We start from the raw sequence: 18,819 nt of genomic DNA, 5'->3' as shown, positions 1-18,819 counted from the left end.
ATAAGTACATCTTGCCTACCTCTAAAAAGTTTTTAACAAATCTATTGTCTTCTTCCCTCGTAGAAAGACGAGATAGGCAGCCTTAACTGGTTTTTGTTTAGCCTTCTCCAAAGCATCCTTATACAAATGCAATTGTCCACGGTAACGATCTATTAATTGTTTTTCTCTTTCAGGAGTATAATAATCCGTCTTCAAATCATATAAAAAGATTTTGTCATCAAATTCTAAATAACCATCAATGATCCCATGAATAAGAATCTCATCTTGGTTTTGATAGTCTTTGAATAATTGATCTGCTGGTAACAGCATCGCAAAAGGTTCTTCACGATGTAAATGGTCAGCATTTTTAATAACAAAATTTCCCACATCAGAATTCAAAAAATGCATAATATTATTGATCGAAATTTTATCAGCGATCTCCTGTGTCAGGGTTTTGCGTTTAACCAAATCATTGATCAAATCTTCAATCATTTTTTTCTCTAGATTTTCATGTAGTGGCAGCAGCTGCATCACTAAATGAGTTGCCGTTCCGATTTCTGAAGCAGATATTTCTTTTTTAGTAGCTAAAAACTTGGGCTCACCTAACTCAGTTTCGGTAAAACGATATTGTGTTTGTGTTGGTGAAAGGTCCATAGTTTCCCGATTATCGGGATCATCATACAATCGTTTTAACTCTGAGACTGACTGATAACTGGTTGTCTTTGTTGCCTCAGGATAAAGGTATTTGAACAATAATCGCTGCTTTAAAGGTTGAATATTGATCGCTCCTTGCGGGATTTCCAGCGTTTTAATTTCTGGAAGATACCCCTGCACCGTTTCGGCAATAAGTTGAGGATCGACAAAATCTACTTTAAATTTCGCTGGATGTTTTTTGATTTCAGGAAGTTGATTGACTACATATTCCTTTTGGTAATTGTCCATCAGTGGATGCCTGAATAGCGTCATCCCCACCCAATCAAAGAAACTATCATTCTGTCCATTTCGCAGCCCCGCATCTAAGACTAGATTTTCATTCAATGCTGCTTTACTCCATGTTTTGTAGGCAGAAGCTTCGTCATCATAAGAACCAACAAGGTACAGCTTTTGTTCTGCTCGCGTTAGAGCAACGTACAATTTTCGCATTTCCTCAGATAGTAATTTATTTAGATTTTTTTGTTTAACCGTCTGGAAGAGTAACGTGTCTTTTCGAATACGATCTTCTGGTGTCAACAGTTTTACGCCCAGACCCAATCGTTCATCAAAAACATAATTCCTTCGAGTATCCTGTACATTAAAGCTTTTACTCATATCCATTAAAAAAACAATCGGAAATTCAAGACCTTTGCTTCCATGAATCGTCATTACGCGGACTGCATCCTGTGCTTCTTCTGTTGGCGGTTCTCCTAAATCTTTATCTTTTTCCTGCATTTTCTCAATAAACCGAATAAATTGATACAACCCACGAAAACTACTGCGTTCATAATCTTTTGCTCGTTCAATCAAAGCTAGTAAATTAGCATGACGTTGTTGTCCAGCAGGCATTCCTAACACATAGTCTAGATAAGCCGTCTCATCATAAATTTTTACTAATAAATCGGCTAATGCTTCTCGCCGTGCAAACTCACGCCAGTCATTTAATTGCGAAAGAAAATCCGATAATTTCTTAGCAGTAGCATCCTCCTTGTTCTGAATATAAGCCTTAACTGCTTGATAATACTCTTTTTGCGGCAACGCCAGTCGAACCTGAGCCAACTCTTCTTCTTGTAATCCAACAATCGGTGAGCGTAAGACTGCAGCAAGTGGGATATCCTGATACGGATTATCAATGATTTGTAACAAAGAAATCATCACTCGCAGTTCAGTCGATTGAAAATAATTTTGTGTATCATTGATCGAAAGCGGGATTCCCAACTGCTTAAATACTTCCAAAATTGTCAAATTATTATTTTTTGTTGGCGTCAGCAAGACGATATCCTCATAGCGCGCTGGTCTCATCGCTTTGTCTTTTTTATCATAAATTTCAAAACCATGATCAATCAACTCGCGAATTTTCGCAGCAGTCATAAAAATTTCACCCATGGCTTTGTCTTCAATCCATTCAGGCACGTCACCATTCTTCTGGTAAATTAATAATTCAGGTGCGAAGTTTTCAGTTTCAGGAAATGCCGTAAAGCCATTAATCAATTCCGCCTGTTTATCGTACTCAATTTGTCCAACCGACTGATCCATTAATTGACTGAAAACTAAATTCGTGAAGTCCAAGACTTCCTTACGGGAACGAAAGTTTTCTGCCAAAATTATCCGTCGTCCACCGTCTTCATCAGCAAAATCATGATATTTTTGGATAAAAAGTGTCGGATCAGCTAAACGGAAACCATAAATTGATTGTTTAACATCCCCTACCATAAATAGATTACCTGGTTCCACGGTACTAAGTTGCTGCAAGATCGTCTCCTGAAGTTGATTAATATCTTGGTATTCGTCAACTAAAACCTCCGTAAATCGGCGACGATAGTAAGTCTCTGCTGGTTTACTACCATTAACGTCAGTTCGGAGTATTTGTAAGGTAAAATGCTCTAAATCATTAAAATCTAGCATGCCTTTTTCTCGTTTTTTTGCTGAGTATTCTTCAATAAAACGTTTTTCTACCCGGACAAGTTCATCCACGATCGGTAAAGCTTCTTGCAATCGTTCTACTTGTTCTTCTGGTGAAACAGTAAAATACATTTCCTTAATCTTTGTTAGCATTTGTTTTGCTTGATCTCGATAATTTTTACATTCAACAATTACGTCACCATAGAGCTCCTTAATTTCCTTTTTTCGTGGCGATGGATAGGTAGTGAATTTAAGCTGTTCAAAGATGGTGTAGGTAGCATCTAAATCGTCTCCGATTAATAATTCTTCGATCTGTTGCGTGATAAGCTGCTCATTTTGAGCTAACTCAGTGATTTTTTGTAATTCCTCTGTACCTTGACTAGCAGCAATCATCCATTGATATGTTTGCTTGATTTCTTGTAAACTATTCAGGACTTGTGGACGAATCAACTTACGATATAACTCGGAATCAATTAAATTCTCCACGCGATAATTTTCTACTAAGCCATCCAACCAATCGAAAGGTTCAGGATTTGCACGAGCAAACTCATACATCGAGAGAATCAAATCCTCTAAGCCGCTATCGCTGCGGTCATTTGAAAAGTTCTCCGTCAACCGGTAAAAGATTTCTTGATTTTCCTCATAGAAAGTTTCTCGCAGCTCGTCCCAAACATCTTCTTTTAACAAAATTGTCTCTGTGTCATCTGTCAGCATTCGGTAACTCGGATCTAAGTCAATCAAATAGAAAAAACGTTGAATGACTTTCGAACAAAAGGAATGCAATGTTGAAATGTTTGCCATCGGTAACAAAGTTAATTGATGAGTAAAATGATTCTTTAATTTTTGATCTGTTTCCTCATTGATCGCCTCTTGCAATGCTGATTGAATTCGTTCCTTCATTTCGGTGGCAGCAGCTTCAGTAAAGGTAACAACTAAAAGTTGATCAACTGAAAGCTGCTGGCGCTTGATTTTTTCGATCACACGCCGCACCAGAACTGCTGTTTTCCCTGAGCCGGCAGAAGCCGAAACCAAAAGATTGGTTCCTTGATCATAAATAGCTTGCCACTGAGAATCAGTGTACATTTCATTTGGAGCTTTAGGAGGGATTGAAAAATTAATTGTCATGTAGTTCTTCCTCCATTCGTTTCAAGACTTCTTCCTTCGAAAGTTTTTCTAGACGATGATAATTATTTTCCTTCAACATCGCATCAAATTTGCAAACACTCCGGAAAGGACAGTATTGACACGCAATCCGTTGGTTATCCTTGTAAGTTGGATTTAATTTTATCTCACCAGAAACAATTTGGTTTCCGGCCTTTTGAATTTTTTCTCGATTGTATTGACGCAAAATATCAATTTCAGATAGGTCGTAAAACTTATCTTTAGATTGCGACACGATGACTGTTTGTCCATTTTTATCTTTTTTAATTGGAAATAAAAGAGAGCTCTCTTTTTCTTGTAAACTTTGATCTAATTGATCGTAAAGCTCAGGCTCCTTCGCAAATAATCCGTCATATTGATAGGCCTTCAGCATATCTTTCTCAATACTTTTAGAGTCTTTTAAAACTGGATTATGGACATGCAGATAATAAGCTCCCGCTGGTTTGATTTCCTTACCTTTAGCTTCACTAAAATCAGTCACCGCAACATCCAAGTAAGTAATCAATTGTAACGCGATGCCATAGTACGCATCAGCAACATTAAAACTATGAGGACTTGATTTGTAGTCAATCACGCTAAGCCAATCACTCTCATTACTTTCAAGCTGATCTAGGCGATCAATTTTCCCCCGAATTGCAACTTTTCCACCATTTGATAATGGCAGGTTGATACCGGGGATTCCCTTTTGTCCTCCAATAGAACCAAAAATAATTTCCGTTTGTTGCGGTTCAAATTTCGTTCGTGTTCCTTGCTGGACTAAACCCCAGCTAACCTTTTGGATTGTTCGTGACAATTGATAGCGAATATAATTCATTCGTGCCGAACTTGATAGAATCGCAAATTTCAATTCGCCGAAGATTTTCTTCAATACTTCATCAGCCAATTGATTACGTTCTGCTTCATTCAATTCAGCCAAACGAAGTCCTTGTTCCTTTAGTATGCGGAAGAAATGATCTAACGCTTCGTGGTAAAAATCTCCAGCAGCAGCCGGTGTTAATCCGTAGACAGTCCGCTCTTTTAATCCAAGACCAAAATTTGCGAAATACTTGTACTGGCAATTATAAAAATTCTCGATTCGAGAAACTGAAACATAGAGATTTTTTCCATATAACTGTTCTGCTGTTTCGGGTAAAAGATCTCGAGGGACATTAAGATCCTGGAGACTCTTAAAGACACGCTGAGCCATTGGAGCTAGTGAACTATTTTGAATAAACTTCTGAAGCTCCCGCCAAGCTGGTAAGAACGCTCGATTTTCATCTTGTGCGTAACGATTCAAAGCAATCAGATCCGAAAGTAATGTCCGCATAGAACCTAAATGATCCTCAGGCGCGCTTGTTAGTCTTAATGGCTGATTTTCTTTGACTGGTATATTCAATCCTTGACTTAATTGTCTTAAGAAAGATGAGATCTCCAATTTTTTTTCGCCATCCACCGTTGTGGAAACACTTAAATACAGTTTTTCAGTTGCAGATAGAAAGACCGAATAAGCTAAGAATGGTTCACGATTCACTTTAGAGCTATTGCTTTCAGGCAAAAATTTCCCTTCTGGTAGATTTTGATTAAAAGCGGAGCGCTCTTCCGCCGACAATAATCCCTTATCATCGAAGCGAGCCGGAAAGTCATTATTGTTTAGTCCAATTGCAAAGGTGACTTTCATTTGATCCACCCGTGCCAGCTCTAAATCATTCACCCGAACTTGATCAATCGCTGTTGGAATTTTTCCGTAAGTTAAATTCATTAACCCAGCCAAGAAGATATCTTGAAAAATTTCCCAATCAAATGCATCTGCCCCGTAAATCAATACATATTCGTCTAAAAGATCAAGCAAAGCTTGCCATGTTTGCTCATGATTACGAGCCTTATCAAGATTTCCTTTAGCAACTTCCTGATCGCGCCAAAATAACAATTGACGCTTCACACCACTTTCTTCTAGAAAATGATAAAAAGTTGCCGCTGCTGTAAGTCCATTCTCTGCTCCCTTAATTTTCTCGAAGAATGCTGGCAATAATTGCTGTACAGAACGGCGAACGTCATTTGTTGTTTCCTCTAGTTGTTTCGCATCATTAAAGACGTCTGCTTCAAAGTCGTAATCAACGAACTCCCAATCTGCGGATCTTGTCCAAGCACTCCCGCGAAAGTTGTAAGCTAGACAAACATTTTCTGTTTGATCAATCTTTTCTCTATATTTCTGCTGCGCTAAATACCACGTTTCTGGCTGCCAATCAAAGGGAGCAAAAAGTTCTGTTCGCAGCATTCGAAAAACATCATTAATTCGATAATTATAATTGTCGATTAAAAACAACGCTTGTAAGAATTCAATCAATGGATGTGCCGCCATTTCCTGTGTTTCATCTAAGTAAAAAGGAATAGCCATTTTTTGAAACAAATCAGGCAAAACGCTATTATAAACGTTCGGATTTCGCATCAAAATTTGAATATCTTTATAGCGGTATTTTTCATCCCTGACTAAACGTCGAATCTCTTCGCCAATCTTGCGGATTTCTTCTGCAACTGTAGCATATTTCGTTAGCTTAAGTTGATTTGTTTGGGATAAATCAACTTTTTTCTGATTTGCCCAAAAATCACCGATCTGATTGAAAACAGTTTGATTCATTCGCGCAAATTGATCAGGACGAACAGGTATTTGTTGTGCATCCGCACTGCGTTTTAACTGAAAATACGTTTTTCCAGGATCAGCAAATAAATTCAATGGATTTGGTTCTTCATTTGGATAAGGCCGATCTAATTCCAGCGACACAAATAGCTCTCCACAACTCATCAACGTATTCAGCACACTTAACTCACGAGCATTAAAGCGCGTAAAGCCACTAACGATAAAAAGAGTATTGGAAAGATTTTGCTCACTCAAATAAGCTTGTAATAGCAGCAAAGTATCATCATTCGTTACCTGATAATTTAGCAAGGCTTCTTCGTAGGCGGCAAATACCTTCTTCAAGTCCTGCAATTTTAATACCTGATCTATGTCGTTTCCATTTTCATCTAAATCTTCAACTGTAACATTCCCAATTTGCATTTCTTGATAGAAGCTAACTAATTGCTGAATAAAACCAGTCTTATTTACTTCTCCGCGAAAAATCGTTAATTCCTCTCGCCGCTCATGGAGAATTTTCCTTAAAATCATTGCATTACCAGCTTCAGACAACACATTCCCTGGTATCTGACCATCACGTTGTAAAAAGAACCAAGCCAGACGTTGAAAACTAAAAACTTGCGTGCGAATTGTACTAAATTCCACATTTTTAGTATTCTGTTTCATTGCTGATAAAAGACTGATTTCTTGTTCGAATTTATTGTAATTGGGGACTAAGAAAAACACACGATTCGTCGGATCTTGCTCTAACCAAGCTTGCGCCTTCTGAACCATACGTTCTTTCGCGTCATTTTGTCCAGCACCTAACAAAAATTGTAATGGCATCGTTTCCCCTCATTTCTTCAAATTATGTTACCTATATATTATAACAGTTCATTTAAATCTTCGCATGATTGAAACAAGTCTGTAAAGCAACCACAGGGGGACTATTTTCAAAATAAAATATTTTACTAATCAAGGAACACTTCAAAAAAATAATTTAGATACAATAGGCATATATCTTTATTGCTATTATCGAAACTGACAAAAAAGACTAGCAGTTTTGCTAGTCCACAGTGCCAAATCGATCTAACGGCCAGAAAACAAATTTTACATCAGCCATTATATTTTTTTCTTTGATCATTCCAATAATCCGACTATCTTTTGAAATCCGACGATTATCACCCAAAACAAATAACTCTCCTTCAGGAACTTTTTCTGCTCCAAACAGGTCATTTAAAGTGAAGTCAGAGGTCAATGGTTGATCATCTTCTAATTCCCCTTTAAACTCATCTAAATATGGTTCTTCATACTCTTTGCCATTGATGTAGAGTTCATCATTTTTGTACTCGATGGTATCTCCAGGTAAACCAATAACACGTTTGATATAGTTTTTCCCTGGATCATCTGGTGCTGGAAAAGTCACAATATCAAAACGCTTGATCTCCGTATTTTTTAAAGCAATGACACGCTCACCATCAATCAGCGTCGGATCCATTGAATCCCCTTTAACGACTACAGGAGTAAAAACAAAATGACGCAATCCAATCAAAATTGCTCCCAGTATTAAAAACCAAAGAACAGTTTTGCCTATCTCTTTCATATTCATTTGTGAGCCTCCATCTATTTACATTCATAATAATAGTTTATCATATTGTTACCTGTTTAATCGTAGCTATCTACTCCCCTATAAAAAAATTAATTTTTTTCGCGAGCATATTTCTTTCCTTACTTTTAGTAAGATGATAAAGTAGTTTTTGTCAACAAGAACAAAACAAGAAAAGGTGGAAATTATTATGTCACAATTTTTAGAATCATTGAAGGATCGTCGTTCATTTTACTCATTAGGACATGACGTTAAATTATCTGAAGAAGAAATCACAACATTAATTAAAGATGCTGTTAAAAATAGCCCAACGGCTTTTAATGCACAATCACCTCGTGCGGTGATTCTATTTGGAAACGCTCATGAAAAATTATGGAATATCGTAGAAGAAGCTTTGAAGCCGTTAACTCCAGCAGAAGCTTTTCCTAACACACAAGCTAAAATTGCCAGCTTCCGTAACGCTTACGGAACTGTTATGTTCTTTAAAGAAACAGATACTGTGAAAAATTTGCAAGAACAATTTGCCTTGTATGCTGATAATTTCCCTGACTGGGCTGAACAATCAAATGGTATTGCAACAGCAAATACCTGGACTGCATTAAACTCTGCAGGACTAGGTGCAAACCTACAACATTACAATCCAGTGATTGACGATGCTGTTGCTGAAGAATGGAATATTCCAGCTAATTGGCAATTACGTTCTCAATTAGTTTTTGGCTCTAAAGAAGGCGAAGCCAACGAAAAAGAATTCCTAGCTGATGACGAACGTTTCCGCGTTTTCCATTAATTCGCAATAAATAAAAAATAGGCAATGCTGATTTTGTTTCAGCGTTGCCTATTTATTTTCCATTTTTGTCTTGATCATCCTTAGTCAAGATTTCTAATGTGCTGCCTTCATTGAGGTGCGTCGAGAGGAAAACAACAAGCTCAGTTAATGGATAATCAAAAGTTAAAATCGGTCCGCGACGCTGTTTACGAAAATAATTAAGTTTGATTAATCCATTATCTTCTTGAAACAAAACCACCCGCTCGATTTCATTTAACGGAATTCCGCGATTGTCCAACCCAAAAAGAACTAAACTTTCTTCTGTAAATCCCTTTTTGTCCAACAAAAAACTTAACATTACTAATGCAGCTAAAATCGTTTGTGTACGCCCATTTATATCTTGCCAACTACTAAATCCGATCCATACAATCAACAGCGCCAAGAAAACATAAAATGGATATTGCTTGCGACGTTTAAAAACCGGAATAACGATATCCTTGCGTGCCACCCATAAAAAGACATACAAAACAACCGTAAAAATTCCCAATAACAATGTTAATATATTCAAAAGAACCGCCTTCTAACTTGGAATGAAATTAGAATATTTTACCACGACCATGTTAGATTTGTCATCTCGTTGCTCTTGATCTACCTCTTCGCATTGGTTAATACGAACCACTGCGCAATTCGTCATTTTTGAAATGACTTCGCCTTCTACACATTCTTCGAAACCAATCGGATGGCAACGATAATTTCTTCCAAGCTCAATTTCTTCTTCATTCATAAGTAAGCCCTCCAGTATCGACATTCATTTGTTCGTCTAGCTTTTGGATCAATGTTATTCGCATTATACCGAAGTATGGAATGGTTTACAATCGAATTTTTCACTTCATTAGCAAAAAGACGTCAAATCGGGTAAAATTATTAGTAAGGAGTGATATTTTATGTCAAATTTTATTGATTCGATTAAAAAGTATGGATATTTGAGAAGCGTTTGTTATCTCATCCTTGGAATCGCTATATTATTCTCGCCACGAAGCGTCTTTAGGGGAATTATCTACATCATTTTCTTCTATTTATTAATTTTTGGAATTTTACAGATTATCCGCGGCTTGAGAACAAAAAAATATACAGGAAACATCGGATTTGAGACGACTAGTGGTATTATGCGAGTGCTTGTCGCTTTTGTCGTTCTTTGGTTCTCTAAAGGGATTGTCAGTATTTTGCCAATGTTTTTAGGATTCATTATCCTGATATTTGCAATTAGTCAATTCATGCAAAGTTGGACTGCTAAACGCGATGGCTTTCCTGTTACAGGTCAGATCATCTATAGCGCCCTAATGATCATTGCTGGTTTTTTCCTTTTATTTAATCCATTTAGCAGCATGATGATTCTTTTTCAACTATTTGGGTTTCTACTTATCACCATGGCCGTTTCAGAATTCATCAATGCCCGCCGCTTCACACGATAAATGATTGTTTCTATTAAAAGAAACAATTATACTAAAGCTATCAAAAAAGCGAGGTTATTATGAACACTGCAAATGAACTTTATCAATTTACCAAAACATACGGAATTAATTATAATACAAGTGAAGACAAAGGCACTCAGTTGTTTAACAATTTTCTTCACGCATTTCCTAAAACAACCTTTTCCTTTTCTTTTATTGGTTTCCACAAATATGAAAACCTAAAGAAACAGGAGGGTTTGAGTGCTTATGGAATTTCCGGCAATACACTATATGTGTTAAGTAAGCAAAAAGCATATAAATACAATCTTTATCAATGCAAAGAAATCCGCGGTAAAAAGAAATTAAATGGTATTCGACTGTCTTTAATTTTTGATAATGAAGTTATCAAAATTAATTTGGGATTTGCGGATGGAAATATTGTCTTAGCAGCTTTGAAAAGGGCTGGAAAAAAATAGGCGAGACAATTTAGTTGAAGAATTGAAAAACTAGCGTTATAATTCTTTCTGTTCTCATTGGGATATGGCCAAACTGGTAAGGCGCCTGACTCTGAATCAGGTAAGTGTAGGTTCGAGCCCTACTATCCCAATAAAAAAGTTTTTGCTTCTATCGAGGCAAAAACTTTTTTTATTATAAATATATCGATTTAAGACCTCACTACCATAACATTGCAGTTGGCGTGGTTTACTACATATGCTGTCGTAGAACCGACTATCGCCTGTTCTACTGCACCTCTGCCTGTTGCCCCCAACATTATAAGATCTACTTGATTTTCCAACGCGTAATCAATAATCTTACGTTTAGGATTACCTGAATCAATCTTTGTTTCATAGTCTAAACGACTCACTTTGGAATTAGCAACTAATTGCTCCAATTCAATTTCAGCATTATTTAGATGAAATTTAAGAGCATCATTGATAAACGCTGGATCACCGATTGAAAATTTGAAATCAACTACAGTAAGTATAAAGAGCTTCGCATCATTTCGTTCAGCTACATTTAGCGCTTCATTAAATGCGTTTGTTGATGAGGTTGAACCATCTACTGCGACAAGTATTTTTTTATAACTTTCTTTCATTGATAACGCCTCCCTTTTCTTCATTATACATCATCTATATCTTTTAAGAAAAATAAAGGCTAAACCCTCATTACAAATATTTTTAGGTTATTTACTTAAATAAATAATTTATTTAGATTTATCCCTAATAATTTTATGGTAAAATAAATTGAGCAGAAACTTCCTAATTAGCTTATATATCTTTGCTTTTAGGTTTGTTGCTCTTTTTTCGCTTACTAACCCTCTTGTTTTTTTATTGCTTTTAGTCTAATATGATTAAAACAAAATGAGAGGTGAGTAGATGGATAATCGTATAACACAAACCAATAGTTTTTCAGACGGAGTCAAGGCTTGTTTACCCACAGTCATGGGATATCTAGGTATAGGTATTGCGATGGGTATCGTGGGGAAATCTGCTCATTTAGCCATTTGGCAAATTTTTATGATGTCTACCTTAGTATACGCTGGAAGTGCTCAGTTTATCTTATGTGGATTGCTTTTGTTAAGTGCCCCCATTCTATCAATCGTATTCACTGTTTTTCTTGTGAATCTCCGACATTTACTCATGAGTCTTTCTGTTGCTCATTACTTCAAGGAGGACTCTTTACTAAATGGGATTGCGATCGGAACCTTATTAACCGATGAATCTTACGGTGTATTAATGACTACTCTAGCACAAGAAAAGAAAGTCTCAAGTAACTGGATGCACGGATTAAATTTAACCGCTTACCTTGTATGGATACTTTCAACTGTGATTGGTGCATTATTAGGCAATTTCATTCCTGATCCTACGATATTCGGATTCGACTTTGCATTAACTGCGATGTTTTTAGGCCTATTTCTCTTTCAGATTCAATTACCTTTAATGAAACAAAAAAACAAGACGATAACTATTTTAATAGTTACAATCATCAGTCTTTTTCTTCTGATGCGGTTTATATCTGCTGAATTATCTGTCATTTTAGCAACACTTTCTGGTTGCTTCACGGGGGTGTTGATGAAGGATGAATAATAATTATTATCTGCTTACACTTTTGGGCTGTGCTATAGTTACTTGGGTGCCACGAGTCTTACCTTTTATACTTACTAAGGCAATCACTTTACCGCCTATACTTGAAAAATTTTTAAGCTATCTTCCTATGACGATATTAACAGCATTACTAATGCAAAGTCTTCTAAATTATCAAGCGGGGCATTTTCCAACTTTGCGTTTCCCCGAAGTCCTTGCTTGTATACCTGCGTTGATCGTTGGAATTCGAACCAAGGATCTTATGAAAATTGTCTTAACAGGTGTTTTAGGAATTGCACTTTTGAGGTGGATTTAAATTACAACTGTTATAGAGCTTAATTCTGGTTTCACTTACATCAATGATGTAATATATAACAAAATAATAGAAAAGGAGTAATTCTCATGAAAAAGATTGCTGGATATTTCTTTGAAAAACCATTGGTATTAGACAACAAAAAATCGTTTGAAATTCATCTTCCAACGGATACTTTATATGAAGGAAACGAGCATATAATTAAATCTAACCAGCAAATACTTTGTGAAATAAGCAAAAAATATGAATACTCAATCGATAGCCTTCATAGCTTTTTTGTAATTTCCGAAATAACTGATGCTGAATAGCGAAATTTTCAACTTACAATGTTAGACTTTTAAGGAGTGGTATGACCCACTCCTTTTTCAGGTATCAATTTTCTAAAAGGTGAGTGTTTATCACAGAGGATTATTAATCAGCTATATACCTCAACTTTAAACCTATATTTGATGATATAAATATAGCTTTCAAAAGTTAGTTGAGAAAATCTAACTCTTGAAAGCTACTCAAATATCTATTTAAATTCTTTGATTACTGTCCGTACCAACCTATTCCTTCATTACGCCAGCCATGCTTTATCAGATTATTCCGCTCACTTTGAAGAAGTGTATAATGATGTGCACCTGCTTTAGCATTTGGATTATACAAACGGTAAAGTGGCTTGCTTCCACCAGAATACCAGCTAATCCCTTCGTAACGCCAACCCTTTTTGATTAAATCATTTTTTTCGTATGCGTGCGGTGTGTAATGATGATCGCCAGCGTTAGGATTGTATAATCGATAAACAGGGGTTCCGCTTTTAGGCGCTTGCCAACCGATGCCTTCATACCGCCACCCCGCCTTTTTGACTGTATCACGTTCGGCGACACTCGCTGTATAAAAATGTTCGCCGCTATTCGGATTGTACAAACGATACATTGCATTGGTTTGAACAGGTTGTGGTGTTGATGTACTACTACCAGTATCATATTGTGTTAAGTTGTAACTCTGAATAATACTATTCAATGTACTGCCATAATTTGGTGCTGTCGCATATCTTCCAGTTAACCACGCAGTCGCATCTTTGTATGACTTTGTGTTACTCTTCCACGCGCCTGAGTAATAGTAATTACCAGATGAAAAAGAAGTAGTTTTGAGGATCGTTACATTATCACCCAAAGATTCTTTATAAGAAGGATATTTTCTAAACTTAGCATCAATCCAATACCAACCTTCTTTTTCACTCCATTCTTGTGTTTTCATCGTTACTGATTGTCCATTGTAGGTTCCTTTGATGCCAAATAAATTATAGTTAGGAGCTTTTGAAAGCGTACTACTCCCCCAACCGCTTTCAACAATTGCTTGTGCAATCATTACTGAAGCATATAAGTTATTTGCGCTTGCTAATGTCTTAGCAGACGGAGCTATTTGATTGATAAAAGCTTGTTGTGTATTCACAGCTGATCGTGCACTTCTAAACGCAGGCGGTTCTAAAGTAAAATCCTCAAATCGAACTGGATGATGAAATTGTAAGTTTCCTTGAGCATCGTATTCCTCTTCATCTACCGCGCCGCTTTCACTACTTGACTCGGTTTGTTCATTCGAAGACGATGTCGTATCTGAGTTCACTAATCCAGAATCAGCTTCTTGTGAAATTGAATCGTCCGTTTTTACTGTAGAACTAGAAGAATTGATAGTACTTGAACTCTCCTGTATACTGGTAAAGTCTGTTTTTTCTTCTCCATAAGCAACTAAGGTCGAGGTTCCAAAACTTCCTAGCAACATCACACTACATAATAGCTTTTTATAATCCATGTCATCCCCCTGTTTTAACCATTAATTAACGATTACATTTAATATTTTATTTCTTACCTCTCTTTATATAAAGTAACAAAAATTAATCACAATGTAAAATTCTTTTATTTAGTATTGGATCGTAAAAATTGTTAAATAACAATGTTTTTCCAGTTTCTTTGATTTTTTTAAAATTAAAGGAAGAACATAACTGTCAAAAAACATGTATTAATAAGAATCTTTGAATGAAAATTAAAATGGTATTTTCTCATTAATAAAGCTAATTGTTTCTCATTTTATTGTTATTTATTGGAGTCCGTATTCTGATATAATCATTTATGAGGGAGGGGAGTTCATGGATATTGGTGATGCAGTATCATGGATCATTTATTTGATCTTTTTTTTAATGACTATCATCTATTTTTACTTATTCAAAAAAGATCGAGTATTGATTCATTTATATTTTTCTTTGACCCCGACTTTTTTGTGCATTTATTTACTTATGAATTATCATCATTACCAACCAGTTGAAGGAGCTTGGACATTAGCCTTTTTAATGTTTATATCACTTGTCACTTTTATGGTATATTGGATGATCTACACCTTTTTCAAACACCATGATTGATGTCTTTGTGTGAATCTTTCATAAATAATTCGTAATTTTTTTCATTAGTAGTATGCTATAATAAAGCTTGTTTATTCTAACCAATTTGAAGGAGCTTTGTTATGGCGCTTTTACTAACATTACTATTCGATCTCTTGATGATTATCTTGTTCCTGTTTAGAATGATTAAAGGTGATCAAATTATTTTTATCGTCAGTATCATTTTACAGGGCCTAATTTTTATCGATTTACTAGCAGTTGTGCTTCTGGGTGGATCAAAAAAACCAAAAACAGTTGATGTTGATATAACTGAAATGACACGAAGACAATCGCGTCAATCCACCAGCCCTAAACGCGGAGGTTTTTTCTCAAAATTTTCTTGCGTTGTCGCTTTGCTGTTACTGGCATATTACATCTATTCTGTCATTTATCTATTTATTTAACTAATCAAGACACCGACATTTTGTTGGTGTTTTTTTTGTAATCAGTTTTCTAATAGTGTATTATTTTTTCTGATTTTGATTTAACTGCTATAGTTCTAAATCATGGTTAATTTTGAATCTTACGCTCCTACTATTTTCTTTCAAAAACAATAAAAGAGACCTAATTTACATAGTTAGGTCCCAAAAAATTACAATTTCTTCTTATTAAAAATTTGTATACTGAGTAAAGTTGCCAGTGCAAAAAATAGAATACTTATTAGTATCGCTGGCAAGTATTTTTGAATATCTACTGTTCCTTGCAGGAAGTTAAGGTTTTGTGTGACCAGCGAGATCGGATTGTAGTATTTCAGCTTATCAAATAGATTGATTAAGACTAAAATCACAATTATACCGCCAGTCAAAAGCAACCCTTCATAACTATTCCGCATAATGGTTGATGATAAAAGAACAAGGCTTAGTAATAATAAACCAAAAATCCACAGTGGAAAAACAGCTTGAAAGAGCTGTGTGCTCTTATTATCTGGAAAATAATACGCCGTGTAGCCCCAGGTAACAAGAAAAGTCAGCAGAAAACAAATGCTCCATTGAAAAACCAAACTAATCATTTTCCCAACAATAATTACCCAACGGCGCAATCCTTTCGTCACTAAATTAATAAGAGTTCCTTTATTAATCTCGTTGTTGACCGTGCCACTAAACATCAAAGCTAAAACGATCATCCCGATTTGCGTAAGATTCTTAAAAAACTGCGTCCAAGAATCGATAGATGTGGGTTTGGGAATTGTACTAGCCATCGCATCGCCAATTGTCATCTTTACAATTTCTGGTGTTAGTTTTGCTAGCAATGGATTCATTAAACCAAAAATGAGAAAAATAATGACTAGAATCAAAAAGCGTGATGTTCGCCAACATTCAAAAAATTCCTTTTTTGTGAAAAAATACAAATTCTTCATTGAACCACCTCCAAGAAAATCGTTTCAAGTGATGGATCAATCTTTTTAATTGTATTAGGGAAAATCTGATGGCTTTCAAACAATCGGAAAACCAATGCTGCTACTTCTTCATAATCCTGTTTATACGACAAAATAAGTAAGTTCTTTGATGGATCAAAGGTAAAGTCATTCAGAATATCTTCGTTTCTTAATTCTGTCAATTTGGTTGTAAATACCCCTAGATCAGCCTCATGTGAAAATTCAATTTCTATCTGATTTTTAGCATATTGATGCTTTAATTCATCCAATGAACCGCTAACCGCCAGTCTTCCTTGATCTAAAATACCGACATAATCACAAATTCGTTCGACATCACCCAAAATATGGGTAGAAAACAAAATGGTTATCCGCCCCCTTAGGTTCGCCAACATTTCTAGAAAGTCATTCCGGCCGCTTGGATCTAAGGCCGAAGTTGGCTCATCACAGATCAATAATTTAGGGTCGTTTAATAAAGCTTGAGCGATTCCCAAGCGCTGTTTCATTCCTCTTGAATAACCTTTAATTTTACGTTTATCCAGCTTTAAGCCCACCAATGATAGAATCTCAGGAACTTTTTCTTTTAATTGCTTTTTTGATAAACCAGTGATCTCTCCGCAAAATCTTAAATATTCTTGAGCAGACATATAATCATAGAATTCTGGAACATCTGGTAAGTACCCAGTCAAATGATTTGTTTGATTATCGCCAAAAACTACAGGCAACTCGTTAACTAGAATTTCTCCACTAGTCATCTCCTCTAAACCTAAAATCATTTTCATCGTCGTTGTTTTTCCAGCTCCGTTTTCTCCCACAAAACCGAAAATCGAGCCAGTGGGTACCGTTAGATTTAAATTATCTAAGACTTTTTTTGACCCAAACCTTTTGGTGACCTGCTTCAGCTCTAGAATGCTCATTGATCCTCCTCTTTTCCAAAAACAAAATAGATCACCGGACCAATAATTTGAATCAAGATAACGATTAATAACCAAACAGCTCGATTGCCAAAACGATAATGCGGGTGCTTCAAGACATGTCGAACCGCGGCGATCACTAAGATCAACTCCAAAAGAACTAGTGGAATAAAAATAGGGAGATTCTCTTTAAAAAAATCAAAATTATTCATTCTCAGTCACATCCTGCTCTCTAATAGATCGAAGTTTAGTAAAAATTTCTTGCACTTGCTCCTGATCCTCGAACTGTGCAAACGTAGGATTATCTATTACCATTTCCAACAACCCCACTTTGACCTTCATTGAATCTCTTGGTAACTGATTTCCAATTTCTAAGTGTTCAAGCCATTCATCGATTTGATCAAAGTAATCATCACCATGAAGAACAACCGGAAATGTTGTTCCTTGTAAAATCTCAACAAATGCCTGTAACATCTCAAGTGCGGCAGTCTCATCTTCCATTTGTGCATAGCCAAAAGTGGCCGATAATTGAAAATTCATCAACGCAACAGGGTGCATCTCTTTAAAATTGAACAATTTTGCGAAGCTCTTACCTCTCGAAACGGTCTCAGAAAACTTATCAGGGTCATCAATCACCAGTTGAAGATAATTAGTTAAGAAGCTTAAAAAGACAGTCGTATATTGATAAATAGCGCTTTGAAGCGTGAGAACAGCCTTTTTTGATTCACCTTTCTGCTGTTGAGCTGCAGCGATTAAGCTTTCGATTGGAAATAAAACGGGAACCTGATCTCCAAGAATCGATAAAACTTGATCAAACTCCTGTAAATTAAGAGCTGTATAGGCCTCATATTTTAATGCTTGTGTAATTAAATCTGGATCTTTTGCTTGTGTTCGAACATGAATGAATAAATCCTGTGCTTCTTTGGTATACGTTTTAATTTTTTCCTCTCCTGGAAGTAAATCTGCATGATTCAATAAAAACATTCCCATTTGTAAAACGAATGGATAGCAAGAATAATAACGCCGAACAAAACTACGAATGGTTGCTAAAACATCCTCTGGTGATTTTGTTTCTAATGACTCCTTCAACCTCGCATAAATACGTTGAATCTCGTGATTATCTAATTGCGGTTCATAGGTTAGCAGTGAATCGATCGTGATATCAAAATACGCCGCCAAAAGCGGAAGTAAAGTAATATCAGGATAGGTTTGGCCGGTCTCCCATTTTGATACTGAGGCCTTCGAAACTCCTATAAAATTAGCTAACTCCTGTTGAGTCACCTTTTTTTCCTTACGCTTCTCCATTATGATTGGTCCGATATTCATTTCCACCTTTATCTCCCCTTTCATCTTTATTTTAGAATGACTTATAAAAGAAAACAATGGAGTTGTAGTTAACTTGTACGGTTAAAAATCAACTCATGAGAAACAAAAAAATCAGAGCAGTATCCTCTGATTCTTCGTTTACTATTATTTTGGTTCTATAATATTTTGTGTTGGTGGAAAATCGAAGGCGATTTTCTACTAACACTTTTTTCTTCGTTTCAACTCAAAAAGAGACTCACTTTTGGT

Annotated in this window: 19 protein-coding genes and 1 tRNA gene; 9 read left to right on the top strand and 11 right to left on the bottom strand. The window is 36.0% G+C overall.

The window, feature by feature from the left end:
- Nucleotides 1–21: 21 nt before the first annotated feature.
- From addA to lepB, 3 genes are all read right to left on the bottom strand, one after another.
- On the bottom strand, nt 22–3,699 hold the full coding sequence (gene addA / locus OMU_RS11785) for a helicase-exonuclease AddAB subunit AddA (RefSeq protein WP_016180134.1): 3,678 nt from the start codon (nt 3,697–3,699) through the stop codon (nt 22–24).
- Entirely contained in the window at nt 3,689–7,171 is a 3,483-nt protein-coding gene (locus tag OMU_RS11780) for a PD-(D/E)XK nuclease family protein (RefSeq protein WP_016180133.1), read from the bottom strand. The genes addA and OMU_RS11780 overlap by 11 nt, the downstream gene beginning before the upstream one ends.
- Nucleotides 7,172–7,391: 220 nt before the next feature.
- On the bottom strand, nt 7,392–7,934 hold the full coding sequence (gene lepB / locus OMU_RS11775; RefSeq protein WP_016180132.1) for a signal peptidase I: 543 nt from the start codon (nt 7,932–7,934) through the stop codon (nt 7,392–7,394).
- 187 nt (nt 7,935–8,121) lie between these two features.
- Between lepB and OMU_RS11770 the strand changes: the two genes are divergently transcribed.
- Nucleotides 8,122–8,718 (top strand): nitroreductase family protein, encoded by a 597-nt coding sequence (locus OMU_RS11770; protein ID WP_016180131.1) that lies wholly within the window; start codon nt 8,122–8,124, stop codon nt 8,716–8,718.
- Between the two features lie 52 nt (nt 8,719–8,770).
- Here the strand turns inward: OMU_RS11770 and OMU_RS11765 are convergent, their stop codons facing one another.
- Nucleotides 8,771–9,265, bottom strand: coding sequence for a hypothetical protein (locus tag OMU_RS11765; protein ID WP_016180130.1), 495 nt, complete (start codon nt 9,263–9,265; stop codon nt 8,771–8,773).
- A gap of 12 nt (nt 9,266–9,277) precedes the next feature.
- Nucleotides 9,278–9,481, bottom strand: a complete 204-nt coding sequence (locus OMU_RS11760) for a hypothetical protein (protein ID WP_016180129.1) — start codon at nt 9,479–9,481, stop codon at nt 9,278–9,280.
- Nucleotides 9,482–9,641: 160 nt separating this feature from the next.
- Here OMU_RS11760 and OMU_RS11755 point away from each other — a divergent pair, with 160 nt between their 5' ends.
- From OMU_RS11755 to OMU_RS11745, 3 genes are all read left to right on the top strand, one after another.
- A complete protein-coding gene (locus OMU_RS11755; RefSeq protein WP_016180128.1) occupies nt 9,642–10,169 on the top strand; it encodes an HdeD family acid-resistance protein in 528 nt (175 codons plus the stop codon).
- 59 nt (nt 10,170–10,228) lie between these two features.
- A complete protein-coding gene (locus tag OMU_RS11750; protein WP_016180127.1) occupies nt 10,229–10,624 on the top strand; it encodes a hypothetical protein in 396 nt (131 codons plus the stop codon).
- A gap of 58 nt (nt 10,625–10,682) precedes the next feature.
- Nucleotides 10,683–10,755: transfer RNA gene (locus OMU_RS11745), tRNA-Gln, on the top strand.
- 57 nt (nt 10,756–10,812) lie between these two features.
- Here OMU_RS11745 and OMU_RS11740 read toward each other — a convergent pair.
- On the bottom strand, nt 10,813–11,244 hold the full coding sequence (locus tag OMU_RS11740; protein ID WP_016180126.1) for a universal stress protein: 432 nt from the start codon (nt 11,242–11,244) through the stop codon (nt 10,813–10,815).
- A gap of 280 nt (nt 11,245–11,524) precedes the next feature.
- Here OMU_RS11740 and OMU_RS11735 point away from each other — a divergent pair, with 280 nt between their 5' ends.
- The 3 genes from OMU_RS11735 (at nt 11,525) to OMU_RS11725 (ending at nt 12,853) form a co-directional block, all read left to right on the top strand.
- Complete coding sequence (locus OMU_RS11735) at nt 11,525–12,235, top strand: AzlC family ABC transporter permease (protein WP_016180125.1); 711 nt, start codon at nt 11,525–11,527, stop codon at nt 12,233–12,235.
- On the top strand, nt 12,228–12,548 hold the full coding sequence (locus OMU_RS11730) for an AzlD domain-containing protein (RefSeq protein WP_034877034.1): 321 nt from the start codon (nt 12,228–12,230) through the stop codon (nt 12,546–12,548). The genes OMU_RS11735 and OMU_RS11730 overlap by 8 nt, the downstream gene beginning before the upstream one ends.
- Nucleotides 12,549–12,634: 86 nt before the next feature.
- The gene (locus tag OMU_RS11725; protein ID WP_016180124.1) at nt 12,635–12,853 is read left to right on the top strand and encodes a hypothetical protein; all 219 of its coding nucleotides are present in this window, start codon (nt 12,635–12,637) and stop codon (nt 12,851–12,853) included.
- Between the two features lie 223 nt (nt 12,854–13,076).
- Here the strand turns inward: OMU_RS11725 and OMU_RS11720 are convergent, their stop codons facing one another.
- Nucleotides 13,077–14,339 carry a glycoside hydrolase family 73 protein gene (locus OMU_RS11720; protein WP_016180123.1) on the bottom strand — a complete coding sequence of 421 codons (1,263 nt, stop codon included), beginning with the start codon at nt 14,337–14,339 and terminating at the stop codon, nt 13,077–13,079.
- 334 nt (nt 14,340–14,673) lie between these two features.
- Here OMU_RS11720 and OMU_RS11715 point away from each other — a divergent pair, with 334 nt between their 5' ends.
- Both OMU_RS11715 and OMU_RS11710 read left to right on the top strand, forming a co-directional pair.
- Nucleotides 14,674–14,943: a hypothetical protein gene (locus tag OMU_RS11715; RefSeq protein ID WP_016180122.1), complete on the top strand. Its 270-nt coding sequence runs from the start codon at nt 14,674–14,676 to the stop codon at nt 14,941–14,943.
- A 101-nt stretch (nt 14,944–15,044) separates the two neighbouring features.
- Nucleotides 15,045–15,365 (top strand): hypothetical protein, encoded by a 321-nt coding sequence (locus OMU_RS11710; protein ID WP_016180121.1) that lies wholly within the window; start codon nt 15,045–15,047, stop codon nt 15,363–15,365.
- A 188-nt stretch (nt 15,366–15,553) separates the two neighbouring features.
- Here OMU_RS11710 and OMU_RS11705 read toward each other — a convergent pair whose 3' ends face one another.
- From OMU_RS11705 to OMU_RS11690, 4 genes are read right to left on the bottom strand one after another with little or no spacing between them, the layout of a single operon-like run.
- Entirely contained in the window at nt 15,554–16,318 is a 765-nt protein-coding gene (locus tag OMU_RS11705) for an ABC transporter permease subunit (protein WP_016180120.1), read from the bottom strand.
- A complete protein-coding gene (locus OMU_RS11700) occupies nt 16,315–17,250 on the bottom strand; it encodes an ABC transporter ATP-binding protein (protein WP_016180119.1) in 936 nt (311 codons plus the stop codon). Before OMU_RS11700 ends, OMU_RS11705 begins: the two co-directional genes overlap by 4 nt.
- Entirely contained in the window at nt 17,247–17,459 is a 213-nt protein-coding gene (locus OMU_RS11695; RefSeq protein WP_016180118.1) for a PLDc N-terminal domain-containing protein, read from the bottom strand. Before OMU_RS11695 ends, OMU_RS11700 begins: the two co-directional genes overlap by 4 nt.
- On the bottom strand, nt 17,452–18,573 hold the full coding sequence (locus OMU_RS11690; RefSeq protein ID WP_192935202.1) for a helix-turn-helix domain-containing protein: 1,122 nt from the start codon (nt 18,571–18,573) through the stop codon (nt 17,452–17,454). Before OMU_RS11690 ends, OMU_RS11695 begins: the two co-directional genes overlap by 8 nt.
- Nucleotides 18,574–18,819 lie beyond the last annotated feature (246 nt).

The sequence above is a fragment of the Enterococcus avium ATCC 14025 genome, from assembly GCF_000406965.1.
Classification (GTDB): domain Bacteria; phylum Bacillota; class Bacilli; order Lactobacillales; family Enterococcaceae; genus Enterococcus_A; species Enterococcus_A avium.
Note: the sequence above shows the minus strand (reverse complement) of the source record. Positions and strands in the feature narration are given on the sequence as shown.